This window comes from Carboxylicivirga litoralis (assembly GCF_025499605.1).
In the GTDB taxonomy this organism is placed as follows: domain Bacteria; phylum Bacteroidota; class Bacteroidia; order Bacteroidales; family Marinilabiliaceae; genus Carboxylicivirga; species Carboxylicivirga litoralis.
Genome location: NZ_JAFMVC010000003.1, coordinates 302,703 through 323,109, shown reverse-complemented (window position 1 = coordinate 323,109; position 20,407 = coordinate 302,703). Strand labels below are relative to the sequence as shown.

At 40.8% G+C, this 20,407-nt stretch carries 13 protein-coding genes; 7 read left to right on the top strand and 6 right to left on the bottom strand.

Going from position 1 to position 20,407, the window contains the following annotated elements:
* The first annotated feature begins 30 nt into the window (after positions 1-30).
* Together J1N10_RS05110 and J1N10_RS05105 are read left to right on the top strand one after the other, a co-directional pair.
* Positions 31-1,554, top strand: coding sequence for a hypothetical protein (locus J1N10_RS05110; RefSeq protein WP_262325600.1), 1,524 nt, complete (start codon positions 31-33; stop codon positions 1,552-1,554).
* 14 nt (positions 1,555-1,568) lie between these two features.
* A complete protein-coding gene (locus J1N10_RS05105) occupies positions 1,569-2,963 on the top strand; it encodes a DUF5723 family protein (RefSeq protein ID WP_262325599.1) in 1,395 nt (464 codons plus the stop codon).
* Between the two features lie 62 nt (positions 2,964-3,025).
* On the opposite strand, the gene J1N10_RS05100 is transcribed toward J1N10_RS05105, so the two are convergent.
* Positions 3,026-3,202, bottom strand: a complete 177-nt coding sequence (locus J1N10_RS05100) for a hypothetical protein (protein WP_262325598.1) — start codon at positions 3,200-3,202, stop codon at positions 3,026-3,028.
* A 221-nt stretch (positions 3,203-3,423) separates the two neighbouring features.
* Positions 3,424-4,431: an NAD(P)/FAD-dependent oxidoreductase gene (locus tag J1N10_RS05095; protein ID WP_262325597.1), complete on the bottom strand. Its 1,008-nt coding sequence runs from the start codon at positions 4,429-4,431 to the stop codon at positions 3,424-3,426.
* Between the two features lie 162 nt (positions 4,432-4,593).
* On the opposite strand from J1N10_RS05095, the gene J1N10_RS05090 reads away from it, so the two are divergent.
* The 5 genes from J1N10_RS05090 (at position 4,594) to J1N10_RS05070 (ending at position 12,075) form a co-directional block, all read left to right on the top strand.
* Entirely contained in the window at positions 4,594-5,676 is a 1,083-nt protein-coding gene (locus J1N10_RS05090; protein ID WP_262325596.1) for a family 10 glycosylhydrolase, read from the top strand.
* 81 nt (positions 5,677-5,757) lie between these two features.
* Positions 5,758-8,013, top strand: a complete 2,256-nt coding sequence (locus J1N10_RS05085; protein ID WP_262325595.1) for a glycoside hydrolase family 20 protein — start codon at positions 5,758-5,760, stop codon at positions 8,011-8,013.
* A gap of 831 nt (positions 8,014-8,844) precedes the next feature.
* Entirely contained in the window at positions 8,845-9,519 is a 675-nt protein-coding gene (locus J1N10_RS05080; RefSeq protein ID WP_262325594.1) for a hypothetical protein, read from the top strand.
* 159 nt (positions 9,520-9,678) lie between these two features.
* Positions 9,679-10,212 (top strand): fibrobacter succinogenes major paralogous domain-containing protein, encoded by a 534-nt coding sequence (locus J1N10_RS05075; protein ID WP_262325593.1) that lies wholly within the window; start codon positions 9,679-9,681, stop codon positions 10,210-10,212.
* Between the two features lie 69 nt (positions 10,213-10,281).
* Positions 10,282-12,075, top strand: coding sequence for a fibronectin type III domain-containing protein (locus J1N10_RS05070; protein ID WP_262325592.1), 1,794 nt, complete (start codon positions 10,282-10,284; stop codon positions 12,073-12,075).
* 167 nt (positions 12,076-12,242) lie between these two features.
* Here the strand turns inward: J1N10_RS05070 and ung are convergent, their stop codons facing one another.
* The 4 genes from ung to J1N10_RS05050 form a co-directional block, all read right to left on the bottom strand.
* Positions 12,243-12,905 (bottom strand): uracil-DNA glycosylase, encoded by a 663-nt coding sequence (ung, locus tag J1N10_RS05065; RefSeq protein WP_262325591.1) that lies wholly within the window; start codon positions 12,903-12,905, stop codon positions 12,243-12,245.
* A gap of 109 nt (positions 12,906-13,014) precedes the next feature.
* Positions 13,015-15,027 carry a glycoside hydrolase family 97 protein gene (locus tag J1N10_RS05060; RefSeq protein ID WP_262325590.1) on the bottom strand — a complete coding sequence of 671 codons (2,013 nt, stop codon included), beginning with the start codon at positions 15,025-15,027 and terminating at the stop codon, positions 13,015-13,017.
* Between the two features lie 203 nt (positions 15,028-15,230).
* On the bottom strand, positions 15,231-17,897 hold the full coding sequence (locus tag J1N10_RS05055; RefSeq protein ID WP_262325589.1) for an alpha-L-rhamnosidase-related protein: 2,667 nt from the start codon (positions 17,895-17,897) through the stop codon (positions 15,231-15,233).
* A gap of 370 nt (positions 17,898-18,267) precedes the next feature.
* Complete coding sequence (locus J1N10_RS05050; protein ID WP_262325588.1) at positions 18,268-20,397, bottom strand: hypothetical protein; 2,130 nt, start codon at positions 20,395-20,397, stop codon at positions 18,268-18,270.
* Positions 20,398-20,407 lie beyond the last annotated feature (10 nt).

Sequence of the window (20,407 nt, the reverse complement as noted above, 5' to 3'; positions counted from 1 at the left end):
TTGTACAAGCTAATAACGAAACCTATTAATATGAAGAAACTTGTAGTTGCTCTATTGAGCATTACCCTATTTTCGTGCATCGGCGATGATTTCAACACCGATAAATTATCGGGCGAAATTGAATTAGATACCGGCCTCGCTTTGCCGCTCGTCAATGCATCGGTCACCATGGCTGATATTTTTTCCGAGAGTGCTGATTACGTCAAATACTACACCGATGAACAAGGTTTCGAGCGGATTATGCTCTATCAGGATAAAGATTCGGTTCGTTATATTGACTTAGATGACATCTATCAAGTAGAAGTTAAATCGGCTGACATTCCAATACCGTTTCTATTTTTAAATGATGGTGCTGAACACACCATCGACGATGTTAACATTCCAATTGAAGTCGACAATGGCAGCATTAGTAAAATGAAGCTAAGTTATGAGCTACATGTAAGTGGTACAGATTTCGCCACACCCTTATATGTGCGTGTTTTTTTTCCTACAGTTAACGCTGAGCAAGGAGGAAAAACCATTGAAATGACGGTAGATAATGATACGCCTGTCATACAATTTCATGAAAATGACTCTTTTGAATTGGTCGATGGAAAACTTCCGACTACACTCACTTTTAGAAGCATAAATGAAGGTTTACGCTTCAATGCTTTACAAATAGGTACGCTATCTGTATCAATGGAAAAGTACAATTTCGATTATATCAAAGGCACCTTAACCGAAATCATCACCCGTTTTGACAGAGGATCATTCGAGTTTGACTTCGATATTTTGGAAGAAATGTCAGACGGCATCGAATTTATCAAACCTGATTTAAAACTACTGGTTACCAACTCCACTCCTTTTGCAGGGCTGATTATGCCAGTATTTACTGCAGAAGGGGGAAGTGTAGATGGCATGCAACTAACCATATTTGACAATATTATTGTGCCACCTGCACCTGAAAATGTTACATCTGTTTCAGACACTATTTCTTTAGATAAAAACTCCAATCTCAAAGAGTTCTTCTCGGGCATCCCCGATTTAGTTAATTACTCTGCTGATCTAATTCTTCATCCCGGCTATGCCCTTACTGAAGAAGTTGAGCTGGATAATAGTAGTAGCGTCTATTTTGGTTATATGATTGAAATACCTGCTGAATTTTTATTAAATGCTTCCATCACCACAGACACCATTGATATTAGCGATATCGATTTTGTTCAGGACTTTGTAAAGGCAAGACTTGATGTAAAAGGCATCAGTAGTTTCCCCTTTGAGGCAGAAGCTTTTATTGATATATATAACGAAGAAGGCAAACAGGTGCGCGAAACCATTAAAGCAATCATCCTTAATCCTGCCGAGGTTAATAGCGACGGAATTGCCACCAAGGTTACAGAACGATTTTCGCAAGTTAATTTAACTGACAATCAAATCAGCGAACTCTCAGAAGCTGATAAATTGATTGTGCGTTTTAAACTACGTTCTGTCAATTATGAAGATAGACAGCCGGTAGTAATTTTAACCAACAATTCGCTTTCTGTTGATTTTACGATTAAAGGCCAATTGAACAACTAAGCCCTTTTAGCACTATGAAAATTACCAAACACATATACCTAACTGCAATAATAACACTCTGCACCATTGTTGCCTCAGGGCAGGACAACTCCCTGATGTTCACCAAAGGCATTCCGCAATCCACGCAGTTAAACGCTGCTTTTCGTCCGGTGAAAAAATGGTACCTGGCGATGCCAGCTTTGGGCAGCGTTCAAATCAATGGTTCCAATTCGGGCTTTGCCTGGGACGACATTATCCGCCAAGGCACAGGTCTTCAGGCCGATTCTTTGATTATTGATCTGGACTATGCAGCCGACCAAATGCAGGATAACAATATTTTTGCCACCGAGGCATCCATTCAGATTATCGGTTTTGGTTTCGCGTTTAAGGACTGGTTTTTCACTTTTGACATCAACCATAAGCTTAAAGCAAAAGTTAATTATCCGCAGGCCTTAATGGATTTGCGATACGGTAACTGGAACTACGAAGAAGAAATACCCATCAATCATTCGTTATCTGACTTATATGTCAATGGCATTGATTATAACGAGATTGCAATTGGAGCATCGAAACCAATAACTGACAAACTAACCTTGGGCTTGAGAATTAAATACCTGATGGGCGTTGCCAGCATGGAGTCGGAATACATGAACCTGGATATTCAAACTTTGGATAATGGATATATGCGAATAGCAGCCGATGCCGCTTTCAGAACCAATATGCCATTAGAAATCAGTTATGACGATGCTGGCTATGTGGACGATGTACAATTCGATAGCTTTAGTAATCAACTGGTCAGCACTAAAAATTCGGGATTCGGCTTCGATATTGGCGCCACCTATCAACTAACGGATAAACTTTTATTGGGCGCTGCCATTAACGATATTGGGTACATCAAATGGAAGGATGAAACATCGCGCTTCTATACCAATGGCGTATTTGAGTACACAGGTATTGATGTATCGGAGGAGCTTACCGGCGATGCCGGCGACCAGGAGTACCTTGAGGATATTGTTGATGATTTTGAAGACACCTTTCGCTTTAGCGATGAAGGAGGAAGCTACACCACCGGTTTAATGGGAAGCTTTAACGTATCGGCCGACTATCAGTTTAAGCATTGGCTTAACTTTGGTTTTGTATCCAAAAACTATTGGGTGGATAAAAAGCTGGTACCGCAAATCACTTTGGCTACAGGGCTGCAGGCTGGCCGAACCTTGTCAGGTGTTCTCTCCTATTCATATATGAAAAACGCTCCCGCCAATTTGGGAGCAGGAATGGCTTTTAACTTGAGGGCATTTCAGTTGTATGCAGTCACCGATAACCTCACTTCGATGTTTAAACCATCAACGGCTAAATATGTAAATGCCCGATTGGGCATCAACTTTGTGTTTAATGGGAAAATAGAGGAATCTGAAGAAGGTATTGACTAATTCCCATAGATACCATTTAAACCCATTGAGTTTAAATGGTCAATGTAGATGGGTAATCTTTCTTAAGAATTAAGCGTTAAGCCGTATTTTTCGGCTATTTGTTCTAATGTCATAGCTGAATTTGGCAATAAGTCAGGAGGACAAACGCCATATTTTACTTTTGTTTCAAAACGTTTGCATTTTGAATACTTTAATTCTCCTCCATTACAGTACTGTATCTGATATGACTTAGTTGTCATTTTTCGGTCTTTAAGGATACCGTTAAAAATGGGGCATTTTTCAACATTCGGACAATCTGTATTCATATAAAAGTGCGCTTATCTCCTACTCGTTTGGCTTTTCGGTTACGCCCCGTTTATTGGTTTCTGGACTCCATTTTAAGACTTAAAAATACTTAATAAAGAAACTTCATCCAATTATATATTTATAAAATGATTCCGCATAGCATAAACAGACCGCTTCAAGTTATATTCTTAGCCATCTCCATTGCCAGGTAAGGCGCCATTAAACCTCCACGCGATCCTAAACCATTAAATATTCCAAGTTGTGGTGTAGCATCCAGAAAAGCCGTAACTGGTCGCCGGTCGGCCAAAGTTGGGCGGATACCCGTTAATTGTTCCTTGATCGTGAGTGACGAGTCTGAAATTCGCTTCCATTTATCTAATAGTTCTCTTCGTTTCTCATCAGTCGGAATCAGATCACTCCAATGGTGTGCATAAGTCGCCCCAATTTTAAAATGCTGTTGACCAATCGGCATCACAAATATGCCTTTGCTAATAATGGTATCTAATTCCAGCCCTTCAACTTCAGCCTCGAGTAATTCCCCTTTGGTATTATTCCATTTCAAATATTTAAAAAAGCGACTATGTTCATCAAAAGCGCCGCGACAAAAAATAATGTGTTTGGCTTTTAAGCCGTTCCAACCAACACCTTCATTAGAAAGCACCAGATCATCATCATTAAAATCTGCCTCTATCAGTATGTCTTCCTTAATCAAGAACTGGCGATAAGCATCAAGCATAGTGGCCATATCCAGGCGTGCACAAGTTTTAATTGTGCCATAGCCATACGGCTGTTTAATATCCTCAGGCAAATCATACCTTGAAACAACTGAGATATAATCATCCAACTGTTCTTTTGCGTTACGATATTGCCAGAACTGGTGATCATCCTTACCGTAGAGTTTGCTAATGCTCATCGGGTAATAAAATTTAGTCTTCAGCTTCACCTCTAACTCTTGGTACAACTGGTAAGCATAAGGATAAAACAATTCAGCTTGCCAGGTTTTCGTCACTCGCTTCACTACAATAGGGTTAATTAATCCGGCGGCCACACGTGAAGCATGTCCAATTTTTGGTACATCAATCACCTTATGAGTAATGTTTTGTTTCAATAAATGATACGAAAGCATCGTGCCAGCCAATCCCTGACCAACTATCAATACATCAGTATTTTCTGTTTTATGCATCTTCTCTATACAACTTTGGTGTCATGAAAAGAAAAAAGATATGGCACATTTGTTCAATTATCTGTAACAAGATTTCAATTCGGCACCATACAGGCTTTCTATATTTCGGACTTTAAAATAAAAGGCTGACCTTAGAGCATATAACCTCTAAAAAGTATTGTTATGAAGCTAATTAATAAACTAATCGGTTTAATCGTATTATTCACAATAATCAGTTTATCGGCTTGCCAGCCTGCCAAAGAAGAATCATCGGCCAAACATTTTGTGTGGATGGGTGAAGGCAAAAACGAAGGCACCGAAGAACTGGAAAAGATGTTTATCAAGCTTAAAGAAACGGGCATTGATGGCGTGATGTATCAAACCTCATTGGAGAAATATGCTGCAGCGGTTGAGTTGGCACACAAACATGGATTAGAATTACATGCCTGGCAAACCATTTTGCGCCGTTATGATGATAAATTATTAAGCGAACATGCCGATTGGTATACTGTAAGCCGTGATGGTCGTTCAACAGCCGAGCATCAGCCTTTTGTTGATTACTACAAGTGGTTGTGTCCTACCAAGCCGGTAGTTAGAGCGTATCTGACAAAAGTGGTTGAAGACTTAGCCGAAGTTCCCAATATTGATGGTGTACACCTGGACTATATTCGCCATTCCGATGTGATTTTAGCACGCGATCTTTGGGATGTGTATGGTTTGGTTATGGATAAGGAATACGCCGAATTTGACTTTTGCTACTGCGATGACTGTATCGAACGCTACAAGAAAGAAACTGGTGAAGATGCTTCAACCTTTGGCGATGCAGCACCCGACAATGATAAATGGCGTCAGTTTCGATATGATATGGTTACTGAGACAGTTGCCGAACTAACAAAAGCGGTTCATGCCAAGGGTAATAAAATTAACGCAGCTGTTTTTCCAACACCAACCATCTCAAAAAAGCTGGTGCGCCAGGAATGGGACAAATGGGCCCTGGATGCTTATTATCCAATGAATTACCAGAGTTTTTACCGCGAAGGTATTGACTGGATTGAGCAATCGTGTGTGGAAGGTGTTGCAGCACTTAATGGACGAGCTCCTCTTTATAGCGGACTGTACATGCCGGCCTTTGAAACACCGGAAGATTTCCGAATGGGTATTCAGGCATCGAAAAAAGGTGGCGCAGCAGGCGTATGTATTTTCACACCTTATGAATTGACTGACGAGCACTGGGCTATCTTGAAAGAAGAAATTGATAAATGGTAATATGCAGACATACGATTAAAGACCATAGATATAAAAAAATCTAGTGTCTTATGTCTTGTGTCTTTAAATCTTAAAATTCAAATGAGAGTTAAACTACTGATCGCAGTGTTTATAGCCATTTTGGCTATATCATGCTCAAACAACAACGAAGAAGTAATGCTTAATCTGATTCCTTATCCGGCTGAGGTACAGCAACAAGGTGGCCATTTTGAGACTGAAGCAGAGATATTAAGTGTATCATCGGATGATGCATTTATTATTCAACTGCTAAACAAACAATTGTCACGCGAAAAAGGCCTGGAGTTGCCAATAGCTGAAGAAGGTATGATTCGTTTTAAGCTGGTACAAGACAATACGATTCCTACTGAAGGTTATCGTCTGACAGTTGATAAAGGCGTTTTGATTGAGGCAACAGAAAAAAGTGGATTGTTATATGGAGCACAGACATTGCGTCAATTGTTAACCCTTAATAACGGTAAAGTGTCAATACCAAAATTGACGATTACCGATTATCCGCGTTTTGCCTGGCGAGGCATGCACTTTGATGTTTCGCGTCACTTTTTTAGCGTAGAGGAAATAAAGCAATTCCTCGACTACATGGCCATGAACAAGCTCAATACTTTTCACTGGCATTTGGTTGATGATCAGGGCTGGCGTTTGGAGATAAAGAAATATCCTAAATTAACTGAAATTGGAGCCTGGCGCAAGAATGTGGGTTTCACAGCTAATCAGGAGAAAGGTTTAAACACCAAAAACACCGAATCATACGGTGGTTATTATACACAAACAGAAGTAAGAGAGATAGTAGCTTATGCCTCAGAACGTAACATTACTATTGTGCCTGAGATAGAATTACCGGGGCATTCGGCTGCTGCTCTTGTTGCTTATCCAGAGTATTACTGCGACAATGCCGGTGAACTGGAAATATGGGAACAAGCTGGCGTTTCAGCTGGAGTGTATTGTGCTGGTAAAGAGTCAACATTTCAGTTTCTCGAAGATGTACTAACCGAAACGATGGAACTGTTTCCGGGTGAGTTTATCCACATCGGAGGCGACGAAACACCCAAAGACACCTGGCTGGCCTGCCCCGATTGCCGCAAGCGCATGAAAGAAGAAGGTGCTCATGACGAACATGAGTTACAAAGCTATTTTGTGCATCGCATTGAGAAATTCCTGAACAAACACAATCGTCGTCTGATTGGATGGGATGAGATATTGGATGGTGGACTGGCACAAAGCGCAGCCGTTATGTCGTGGCGTGGTGTAGCCGGTGGTGTTAAAGCTGCCGAGGCCGGTCATGATGTGGTGATGACACCGATGTTCCCTTACTATTTTAACCATACCCAGAATCATTTAAGCACATCACCGGGGCACCCGGGTATCAGTACACTGCGCGATGTCTATACCTTCCCATCAATTCCAACGGATATATCGCCCGATAAACGACACCACGTCATTGGTGTACAGGCCAACATGTGGAGCGAGTACATGCCTAAATTCAAACATATCGAATATAACCTGTTTCCGCGTGTATTTGCTATAGCTGAAGTAGCCTGGAGCCCGGCTATTCGAGAGTGGGACGACTTTTATGCCCGTGTTAACAAGGCCATTCCAACATTGGAAAAACAAGGCATCCAACCCGGCGACATCTCTTACCATGTGCGCATTAATGTAGAGCCTGATTATGAAAATAAATCAGCCACGCTTGAGTTTGTGTCGGAGCGCCCCAATACCATCTACTATACAAAAGATGGCAGCAAACCAACAAAGCAAAGCACTGTTTATACCGGTTCATTTGTTTTAGCCGAAGATGCACACATAAAAGCCTGCCAGTTTAAAGAAGATGGCAGCACTACTTTTGTTTCGGAGAAAGAAATCATTTTCCACAAAGCATTTGGCAAGCCTTATCAATTGAAATATGCACATGCCCCACAATACGATGGTGGTGGTAAATATGGTTTAACCAACGGCTTCCTAGGTGTGGAAGTGGGTGTTGAAGAGAAACCGATTGACCTGATCATTGATATGGGTGAAGCAACAGAAATCAGCCATATCAACTCGCGTTATAAAAATGCACCACTATCATGGGTATTTGGTCCTAAGAAAGTGCGCTACGAGGTATCGGCGGATGGAAAATCATTTAATGAGGTAGCCTCATTTGAGCCTGGCATCACCGAAAGTGATGTGAATGAAATCGTTCAATATCCTGCAGAATTTGAACCGGTAAAAGCCCGTTATGTACGCATTGTTGCTGAGAACGTAGGCCTATGCCCTGCCTGGCATCCTGCAGCAGGTGGTAAAGCCTGGTTGTTTTCTGATGAAGTGATTGTGAAATAAAGACGGAAGACAGAAGACCGCGGACGAAAGACGGAAGATGAAAATAAGCGAATCTTGCGTCTTTAGTCTGGTATCTTAAGTCTTAAAAAATATTTGGTGTAGTTAGTAGTAGACGCCCTCTGGTTGGTAATGGTACAACAGGGGGCGTTTTATATTTGATGAATTGTTTATTTGTCGAATCGTCGAACTGTTAAAGTGGAAAATAGTTCTATCATTCACTTAAAGCACAGTTAGCTATAAAAGGACACATCAAATAATACCTTATATGCAAAGGCTGCTGACGCGCTTACATATCATGCTGCTGAACATACATAGCCCTCGGTATTATTTACATACACTATAGACGACCTTACATAAGATACTTTCATTTGCTGAATTACGTGCTGCACCTGTTACACTCCAATCTGTCGGCTTTACATACGCTTCTGTCATGCTTGCAATCGACTCTGACTGTCATACATATCGTGCTGACATACCCCACATACGCAACTAACGGCCTTTCAAATGGCATTGACACTCTTACATACCCTATTGAACGGGTAACATACCCTATTGGCATTATTGCATACCTAAATGCTTGTTGGTTATACTCATCTGTTTTGCTTACAAAATACAAGTAATTAACTTCATATTATATATATTGTTATTTTAACTAGATTGACAATTGGGATATACATCAAAGAAATTTATATGTTTACATAAAATATTAAATGATTCGTCATAACAATAAAAAATAAGCTCTAAAAAACTTATTACGTTTCTCATTTTCTGCAATTAACTAATGAGTACTCATTAGTGAGGCTCATTTTAATCAAACAAAATTGATAAACTATGAATGCAAAACAACGCAACAAAATGGCCATGTTTATGGCTGTAAAAAACGTGTTTGGTACTTACCCAACTGAGCTTAATCTGATTAAAGCCCTTGAAGGCTTTATCGTTAATTTTAATGAGCTGGTAGCCAGAATTGAAGCTGTACACCAGATACAGCAAGGCAATACCACAGGTGCCCGACAGCTAAAACTCAAAGAAGAAGCCGAAATGATAGACGCGACGGTGAAGCTGGCTGCTACCATGTATGTATATGCCCAAGTGAACGACATGCCCGACCTGCAAGCCAGGTGTGCTGTATCGGCCTCGCAATTGGAACGCATGCCCGACGAAAAAGTAAGAACTACCTGCCAAAATGTATATAATGAGGCTGTGCAACTAGGTGATGTTTTGGCCGACTTTGGCCAAACAGTAGAAGATGTAACGCAGCTAAAAAAAGAGATTGACGATTTTTCGGCACTTATTGCATCGCCTCGCTCGGCCATTGTAACCCGCTCGCAAGCAACTAAAGAGCTGAATAGCCTGATGCTGGAAGCCAACGACTTATTGCGTAACAAAATTGACAAGTTGATGGAGCTACTAAAAACCAGCCAGCCAAAGGTGTATAACACTTACCTGGCAGCACGCGTTATTGTTGACCTACGTGCCGGCATGAAGGTGGAGGAAGAGGAGTAGTTTAGCCCCTGGTTATTAGCTGATAGCTATAGTGATTCACAGAATGTAAAACAGGATGCGATCTTAACACCTATCTTGATAATAAAGATCGCATCCGATTACGCAACTTAAGAATAATCAATTAATCTTATATTTATTAACCCCTAAAATCACCTGAGAATGAAACAGATGAAAAGAAAAACACTATTAACCTTACTCCCTCTATTGCTACTTAGCTTAGGGTGCGATAAAAACAGCGACCCGCCACCCGACAACGAACTAAACGGGCACAGCACAGCCATTTTTAACCCGGACAAGAAATACGGAACAGTAAACGATATTGATGGCAATGTATACAAAACCATTAAGATTGGTAAGCAAACCTGTATGGCCGAAAACCTTCGTGTTACCCGTTTTCGCAATGGCGATGCCCTACCCAATATTACCGACAACGACAAGTGGAGTATACAGGCAGTAGCGGCCTATTGCAACTACAATAACACCGAGGACCTGGACACCATAGCTACCTATGGCCGCCTCTATAACTGGTATGCCGTAGCCGACAGCCGCAACATTGCACCCAAAGGCTGGCGCGTGGCAACGCCCGAAGACTGGAATATACTAATAGACTACCTGGGTGGTGGACAAGCGGACAAGGCAGTCTCCAAGTCGCAGCCCAGATTCAACTTTTTTGCTGGGGCACAAATGCTCTAAAAGGGTTCAATTCAATGAAAAATGGAAATTCCATAAGGTGTGTAAAAAAATAATTTAAAAACAAACGAAATGAAAAACCTAATACAAATTTCAATCCTTTTATTCCTGATATTGGTAAGTACAAATAGCATTGCACAAGACTTTATAGTAACTGTAGAATCTACCGAAAACCATGGCGACTATATCGTTCCTTTAAAACCGGGAGCTACAAAAACCTTTGAGGTAAAGGTGACGAACGGCCGTTCGGTTGGCTATACAGTTTCCATTAGAAAATACGCCATGGGCAATGTACAAGACTGGATGAGTTTTTCAACAGAAAGCATGGCCATTCAACCGTCGCAAACGGGCACTTTTCAGTTTACTATTACTGTGCCGAGTGGTACTACCGAAAATGTTTATACACTCCCTTTAGTTTTTGATGGCATAGATAGCAACAATAACACCGTTCCTTTTAGTGGAAATGACCAGTATATTATTGTTGATAGTTCAAAGCCTGATACACCAACCTTTTCGTACTACACTACCAGTAAAACTGTTCATGTTTACGGATGGAGCAGTTGGGATAATATGTCGAATACTTACACCACAAACAATACAAGTGCCGGTATTGGAGGCATTAAACACTATGTACTTAAGCTAGGGTCCAGTTCAAAAACAATTGCAGCAACAGGTGGAAGTAGTTATGATTTTAATGCTTCACCAAATACTTCTTATACGCTAAGTGTTACAGCGGTTGATATGGCAGGTAATTCTCAAAGCGCCTCAGAAAATGTCTCAACACCACCAGCTAAAGTAACAGGCTTATCTTTCTCAGATATTAAATATACAAATGTAAAGCTTTCATGGAATGCATCGGCAGGTGCAACAAGCTATGATGTTAATATGTATTACAATGGAGAAACAACTACGGTTGGTAATAATGTCACTACAACATCATTTACTATTCCAGGCTTAAGTCCGGACGAAACATATGATTTCTATGTGTATGCAAAAAACAGTGCTGGCTCTTCTGAAGTAAGTGATAAAGCCACTGTTACAACTGCTACACTACCTAGAATTACAGGAAGTGCATTATTATGCACAGGTGCCTACTCCTATTCAATTAACAACTTATTACCAGGCTATTCCATCACTTGGAATTCATTACTAACAAGAGTATCGGTTCAGGGTTCTAACCCTTGTACATTCAAAGCAGACCAAATAACAGGAAGAGCAACAATCAATGCCACAATAACAGATAGTTATTCAACAAGTGCTGATTTAAACCCGAAGTTAGTTTGGGCAGGAGAACCTGACATTTACAGATATAATGAATTTGGTGAAGAAGTTGAATATGGTGAAGTGGTTAAAGAGAACGTTGGAACAGTTGTAACTTTTGAAGCATACAGCCATGATTTTACTGCTAATATTAGCTGGGATGTAACGCCTTCTTCGGCCTATTATGTAGATAATGGTAACACTTGCAGTATTATGACAAGCTCAAGTGGATTTATAGGTGCCATGGCTATAGCTTCAAATACATGCGGTGAAGATATTATGATTAATACGCTTACCCCAAATAGTGGTGGCTTTCCATTGAGTATGGAAATATCCCCAAACCCAGCATCTGAAACTTTAAACATAACAATTAGTGAAGTAAAGTCAGAAACCATTGTAAATATGATGAGTACCTCCAGTGAATTAACTGTAGTGCCGGAGTCATACGAAATACAAATATGGAGTGAGCGTAAAGGATTGGTTAAAAAACAAAAACTGAAAGGCAAGAAAAATCAGATTGATATTTCTAGTTTGAAACCAGGTCTTTACTTTGTGCATCTCATTTATAACGACAAAGTTGTTAAAAAGCAATTGATTATTGAATAAAAAGCTGGTTGATAAGAATAAAGCAGGATGCGATCTTTATTTGCATGATGGTAATAAAGATCGCATCCTGTTATTTTATAAAATACACAGTGATTTTTAAACAAGACGTAAATCGCTCACTACTCATCTCTCACAGTCTCACATCTAATCGAATTGCTCCTAATTAACTACCAACCTATCGCCTCTTTCCCATTCGCTACCAAATACTCGTTGGCCTTGCTAAAATGTTTAGTCCCGAAAAATCCTCGATGAGCAGATAAGGGAGAAGGATGAACCGACTTAAGCACCAGGTGCTTGTTGCTATCAATCAGTTGTGCCTTTTTCTGTGCATAGGCTCCCCACAATACAAACACCACATTCTCCGATTGATCGGCAACGGTTTTTATCACGGCATCGGTAAATTGCTCCCAGCCCTGTTTTTGATGCGAGCCGGCATTGTGTGCCACAACGGTAAGTGTAGCGTTTAAAAGTAATACGCCTTGTTTGGCCCAATGCTCCAGGTTACCATGATCGGGTATATCAATACCTACATCAGTGTGCAGCTCTTTGTAAATATTTACCAGTGAAGGTGGCATCTTAATGCCTCTATTAACTGAAAAACACAAGCCATGCGCCTGGTTGGGACCATGATAAGGGTCTTGCCCTAAAATCACCACCTTGGTATTTTCAAACGGACATAAATCAAAAGCATTGAATATTTGTGAGGCAGGAGGATAAATGGTTTTACTTTGGTATTCTGAGCGAACAAATTCGGTCAGCTCTTTAAAGTAATCCTTATCAAACTCAGGCTGCAATACCTGTTTCCATCCAGCTTCTATTTTTACGTCCATTGTAGTGTATTGAGGTTAATTATGAGCGTAAAAATAGTAAAATAAAAAGGATGCTATCTCAATTACAACATGCAATTAAAATAGCATCCTACACTGTTTTATTTAACCACTACTTAGCAGTAATACTTAACGCCTGCCCACCACCGGCTGCTAACCTCATGGTGATTTTATCGCCATGCTTCACGGTTTGTTTGGTAATGGTGTATTGTTCCGGATTATTCAACCAATCGCAACCTTCTTTATCGGCATATATTGTTGCTTCGTAAGTTTTATCTTTATCGAGAAAATCAAGCATAATACTAATGTCTCGTGCTTTCTCGTTGGTAGCCGAACCAACTAACCAATTATTTCCTGTTCGACGTGCAGTGGTGATGTATTGCCCCACCTCAGCATTCAACACCCTTGTTTCATCGTAATCAATGTTGGCATTGGCAATAAAGGCAAAGGCCGGATGATTGATATAGTTATCCACTAAATCACTGGCCATCTGCATGGGGCTATATAGTATAACGAATAGAGCCAATTGCTTTGCTAAGGTTGTGTGTGTTCGTGTCTGGCTGATATCATCACAGTTCCAGGGAACACGTTCATCTTCAAAATTCTTTAGCAGGATATCAAAAGTACCTGGGGTATAATCAACCGGACCTCCCAGCATACGTGTAAACGGAATAGTTACTGTATGTGATGGTGGATTACCATCGCTCCATCCGTTCCACTCCATACCTCGAACGCCTTCACGTGTCATCATATTAGGCCAGGTACGTCGTTTACCCGTTGCTTTAATCGGTTCATGGGCATTAATCATGATGCCGTATTGAGCTGCAGTGGTGACTACTTTTTGGTAATGCTCCACCATGTACTGACCATGATGGTGCTCACCGCGCGGATAGATACCACCTGCGTAGCCCGTCTTAAGCGCTTTAATGCCCAGATGCTCACACAAAGCATAAGCCGAATCCATCAAAGCCTCATAACCAACAGCATCGCCACCCGTTTCGTGATGCATAATCAGCTCCACTCCCTTTTCTTTGGCGTAAGCAGCCACTTTCTTCAAATCATAGTCGGCTGCCGGTGTTACATGATCGAAGGCATCTTTAGCTCCCCATTTGTCCCAGCCAGCATTCCAGCCTTCAACAACGAGTCCTTGTACATTATTATCGGCAGCAAAGTCAATATAACGCATGGTATTTTCTGTTGTGGCTCCATGACGCTTACCTTCTGTCCAGGTTTCGGTACCAATGTGCATGCCCCACCAAATACCCATGTACTTCATTGGTTCAATCCAAGAGGTATCTTCAATCTTACAAGGTTCATTCAGGTTTATAATCATATCCGATTCCACCAAAGCAGCTGCATTATCAGCAATGGTAATCGTTCGCCAGGGTGTGTGCATGCCGGCCTTTGTTTTTACTTTAGCACCATCGGCCCAAGGCACCAAGTGTGAAACATAGGTGTTTTTCTTGCCTTTACCAATCTGTTTTAATGTCATGCCACTATAATTGGTCAAAGCTGCTTCATGCAATGAGATATGCAAACCTGAATTGGTGCGCATGGTAACGGGCGTATTAACCCACTCTGCCTTTGAAAGAGGCGTTTCGTTATAAAGTTTTTCGTAGCTATCGAAATCAGCCATTATCCACCAGGTAGTTGGATTACCAACCATAGCAAATTCGCTTAACTCATCCATTATAATGAACTCATTCAAGCCTTCCTGCTCCGGAAATTCGTAACGGAATGCCACACCATCGTTAAATGCCCTAAAAACAACATTCATTAGTATATTCGTTGGTTCATGCTTTAAAGCCAATCGTGCCTCATTATAGTGATTCACCATCTTTTTACGAGGCCCCCAAACAGCAGTCCATGACTCATTCATTTCTGCCCTGCTTCTGTCGAGCAATGTAAAACCATCAACTAAATCGCCATGTTCTTTTAGCTTAAATCCTAAAGAAGATGTTTGTATTACCAACTCCTCACCCTTCATCACCTGGTATGATAACTTGCCATTAATCAACTGAATGGTTGTCAGAATCTGACCATCGGGCGATTGTAATATTTTATTTTGCTTACAGCCCATAAGCCCAATGGCTAACAGTAAAATGGCTAATAATTTTGTGTGCATGGTGTATTGTATTTTGATTTTTTCAAAAATACTTCAGCCTCCTGTCTTGAACAGTGTGCTGTCGTTCAATTATTCGGTTATTTCCAATACTTGAAGTAACGTATCATCCCCCATCGCCTTTCAGGTACCTCCCCAAGGGGAAGATTTTGGGAGCCACGCTAATTCTCTACCAGGGGAGAAAGCTGAAGGGAGAGGGGTTATCATTACTCCACAGGAATAACTCTAATCTCATCCAACAAAGCGGAATTCACCTCGCCATTCATATTCGCGTTATAATCTTTGAATTGGATACTTAGCTTATTCGTTCCTTTATTAAGATTCGCTTTAATCAAATTGGTGTATCCCCAGTTCGACCACTCATCTTTACCACGCTGTGGCATCACCATCACACCGGCTTTATTGCTATTAACAAACAGTGTGCGGATAGCGCACCTATTATCTGTATTATCGGGACCTGAACCATTGCTGTAGCGAGCTTGAATCAGGTAGCTACCAGCTTGATGTATAGTAATAGTTGCGTTGATGGATGTATTGGCTTTTTTCGATAGTTCGATATAGCCTTTACCATTAAAGCCCTTGGCCATTATAGTAGCCTTTTCACCAAGTTTAGATGCGTCTATTGTTATGGCATTATCAGGTAAAATGGCTATTACATTACTTAAAAATGATTCGTTAGTATCAGAAACAGCTTTAATGGCCAACTCTTGATATACCTCACCAGGCTCAACAATATATTCAGTATTAGAGGTAGTGGTAACTAATACGCCGTTGTTATAAACCTCATAACTGGTTGCTTCTTCAACCTGATTCCAGTTTAACTTATTGCGATTAGCCGTTAACCGGGGAGTTTTTAATGAAAAGGCATTAGCTACTGCTTTCTTCTCACTACTCAATTGCTGTGTTTGCTCCAGAATAATCTCAATAACATGGTGCCCGGTTAAACTCTTATCAACCACTGGTTCTGCCTGTTGCCCATCAATAGTAAAGGACTTAATATGCGAACCATTGCCATTAATAGTTATATCCAATGTGGCATCGCGGTATTTAAAGTTGGTTAATCTTAACTGAGTACCATATGCTTTAGGAATAAAAGGCTTAAGATACAGGCCATCTAACTCAAACTGCATACCGGCAAAAATCCTATACACCGAACTTAGATAACCAGCCACGCTCCACAACTGACGATTGGAGTTAACCTCCGTATCTCTGAAATCGCCATTATCGGCGACCATGTTTTCTTTATTCGTCAAAAATAAAGCTGCTGCACGATGCATGCTTGCTAAGCCTTGTTCCAGGGCTGACGCATTACCCGCTTTGGCACAAGCCCAATTCCAATATGCTTGTACAAAAGGCCAGATGCCGTTGTTGTGATAAGGTGGTATTTCTGGTATTTGCGGGTAAATACATGGCACACCATAATCAACAACCGGTGTATTGGTTACGACCTGCTTAGCACGATTATCATTTGCAATATCAAATAAAACCGTGAAAGCTTCTCCTAATGCTTCACTGCGCGGAGACAGCAAGAGTTCATTTCGTCCATATAAATATTGCGCATAGTAGCCCTTATCGTCCATCCATAATTCTTTATTTATAGCGACTATAACTTCCTGTGCTTCGTGTTGATATCTCGATGCATCATCTCCCATCAATTGAGCCATCTCAGCTAATATGGTGTATGTTTGAGCATGCACTGCATTGGTTCCCAGGCAGCGCGATTCAAAAATATCAACACCATTCATCCAAACTGGATAGGTTTGCTTTCTCCAATCCAGAAACGACGATTCGCCTTTTATTAAGGCTGAGCGGTCATCTTTTAGTGTTTGCAAATCATCTTCAACGGAGTTTTTTATAATTGGATAGATAGTTTCCAGCCATTGTTGGTCACCAGTTACTTTATAGATTTCCCACGCGGCTAATGTCCATGTAGTGCGATCCGACGATACCGGCCAGGCGCCACCTGTTCCTGTATCCTGAATAATACGCTCGTTCTTCACTTTGCGCATCAGGCTGGTTTTAGCCACCTCGGTATTGGTATAGGCATAAGCTAATAAAATAGAGTAACTCACATCGCGCGTCCACACTCCCGGCCATTCTTCACCCGTTCTGAACGTACCATCGGCTTCAATGTTCATCTCGGTTTCATCCAACGCTAAATTGTATAAAGCATCAACTAATGATGTTGATGAGTATAGTTGCGGATAAGCACTAATATCGTGTTGAAGTGTCCACTCTTTGGCTGTAAAATCATCAGGGTTGTATGGGTTCAACGATAAGGTAATCTCGAATATACCGTCATTGTTATCATCTTTCAATTGACGATCGACACGGCCATTTAAATTATCAAAATCCCAGCCAAGAGGCGCCAGGTTACCGGCTATATAAATACCATTGTAGTCCTCTTTGTAAATTTTTTGACCATTGTAAGTTTCGTAGTAACCATTCTCTTTTAGCGATTTAACTATGGCACTGGCGTCCACTTTAATCACCAAAGGAGTATTAGGTTCGATGCTTCCGCTTGGTGTAGCAGATACCTCATCGGCATGGCGCTTACCAAAGGTTAGTGTTGGTAATTGAATGGTGCCATCATCATTGGCCTGAAGTAAAAAAGTATGATTGACACCAATTGGCAGCTCATTATCCTTACCATTGATGGCAAACTTAAACTCTATAAAATTAGGAAAGGTAGCATTGGCAGGACTTTGATAATCGGAAGTGATATGTGTTGGTGAGTGTACCTGCGCTGTGTATTCACCCTGAATGACTTTGTCACTATATAATGAAAAGGTATCGCCTTGATAAATGACGCTTGGCTCTTGCTGACAACTTAGTAGATAAAAAGTCAGCAATAATAATGCAAATTGCTTCATGCTGGTGTTTGTTAGTTAACTATATGGCATGCAAATTACTGAGACCAGAACGAAATAGCAAGAGAATGAAATAGTTACATGCAGATAGTCAGCTTAATAGCACATTCATCTAAACCTAAACTATTTCTGCAAACGATTGAAAAACGAATGAGTTCCTATAGTAACCTGGAACCATTACCCCAAACATCTTGGACACATAAGGTTTGATGGTTTGGATAGCTCGCATTTATAAACCATTACTTCCATGAGAACGGATGTCATCTTTACAATTAAACTGCCCATATAGATGACATCCGTAGATGACAAGTTAAAAAAAAGCGGCAGGAAAAATCCTGCCGCTCATATATATTGTTAATCCTAATCCCTTCGATTACTCAGCTGGCTGTGCCCACATAGCAGCCCAATCTGGCATGTCTTTACCGTTACCAGCACCTGTAGCATCAGCGTTTTCTGTGAATGTTAATCCATCCACTGCTTTTGGCTGATTAGCTGATACATCAACAAATTTTGCATTAGTAATTTTGATATCATTTGCAGCAATGCGAGCAGTTGCATCTGTATCATCGCTAGAAGTATAGAAGTAAGCTTGTTCTTTTGCTGCAACCAAACCTCCAATAACAACATTATCGATAGTTTGCTTACCAGCACCTTCTTTTAGGAACCAAGGCTTTTCACCCATTTTGTAAACTGTAACATTGTTAATGGTTGCAGTTGTCATTGGAGTAGCTGCACCATCAGTACCGTTGTTAGAACCTTCGATACCAGACTTAGCTGAATCATATGCATACCAATAGTTACCAGTTCCTGACCATCCGTCAGCAAAGTCAATACCATCATCGTTAGAGCCAATAGAAACAAGGTGATCAGCATTTACTGTTCCTCCGAAGAACTCAATACCATCATCGTTACCCATGTATGAAGAAAGATAGCTTACTTTAGTTTTAGAACCTACTCCGAAGAAAGAAACGCCGTTAAACTGCTTTTCATCTGTAAATACATAACCTGTATACTCTACACGTAGATACTCGATAGAGCCTGAATCATCATCAGTCACATCACCACCATATGGAAGGTTTCCAACTTCTGAAATACTACCTGCTCCAGTATTGATTGGTGCTTTACCACAAACTACTAGACCACCCCATTTACCAGCTACTTTTTCTTCGCAAGTCATTACAACCGGAGCATCTTCTGTACCTTCAACAAAGATTTTAGCACCTTGTGAAATTGCAATATATGTGGTTGATGCAGCTTTAGCAATAATAGTAGCACCTGCTTCAATAGTTAAAGAACCGCCTTCTTTAATAACCATGGCACCATTTAAAGTATAAGTTTTACCAGCGGCTAATACTTGGTCATCGGAGTATTCGCCTGCAATATTAGTTGAAGGATCCATTGGTTTAACAGCTCCTGGAGCAGCCCATCCGTCAGCCCATGTAGGCATGTCAATGCCGTTACCGGCACCTGTTGCCGTTTCGTCTTCAGTAATGGATACTCCTTCAACAGCTTTTACAGTGTTACCAATACCCATATCAACAAATTTAGCTTTCGTGATAGTGATTTTTGATGCGTCAAAGTCAGTATCGGAACTAGAAGCATAGAAATACTCCTGACCTTTACCTGCTACCAAACCACCTATTACGATGTTATCAATGGTTTGTGAACCAGCACCTTCTTTTAGGAACCATGGCTTTTCACCCATTCCGTAAACTGTGATGTTGTTGATAGTAGCAGTCGTCATTGGTGTAGCCGCACCGTCAGTACCATTGTTAGAACCTTCGATGCCAGATTTAGCAGAGTTCAATGAATACCAGTAGTTACCTGTACCTGACCATCCGTCAGCGAAATCAATACCATCATCGTTAGAACCGATAGATACTAAGTGATCAGCATTCACTGTACCACCAAAGAACTCGATACCATCATCGTTACCCATGTATGAAGATACATAATCAATAGTTGTACCAGCACCTACTCCGAAAAAAGAGACACCGTTAAATTGTTTTTCGTTTGTAAATACATAACCAGTATACTCAACACGTAAGTACTCAATAGAACCAGAGTTATCAGAAGCATCCGATCCACCATAAGGAAGATTACCAACCTCAGAAACACCTCCATCACCAGTATTAACAGGCGCTTTACCACATATTACTAAACCACCCCAGCTTCCAGCTTCTGATACATCAGAAGTCATTACAACAGGGTTGCTAGCAGTACCTTCAACAAAAATCTTACCTCCTTGAGCAACTGCAATGTAAGAAGTACTTCCTCCTTTAGCAGTAATCTTTGTTCCTGCAGGAATAGTTAATGAACCACCTTCTGCAACAATTAAGGCACCGTCTAATTTGTAAGCAGTAGCTGCATCAAATTCAACATCTTTCGTAATTGTTCCGGCAATGTTATCCGGATCAATTGGGTTTACCGGATCATCGTCATCGTTACAGCTTGCTAAAACAAGCACCATTAATGATAGAAAGAAAAAAGATAGCTTTTTCATCTTTTAAAAT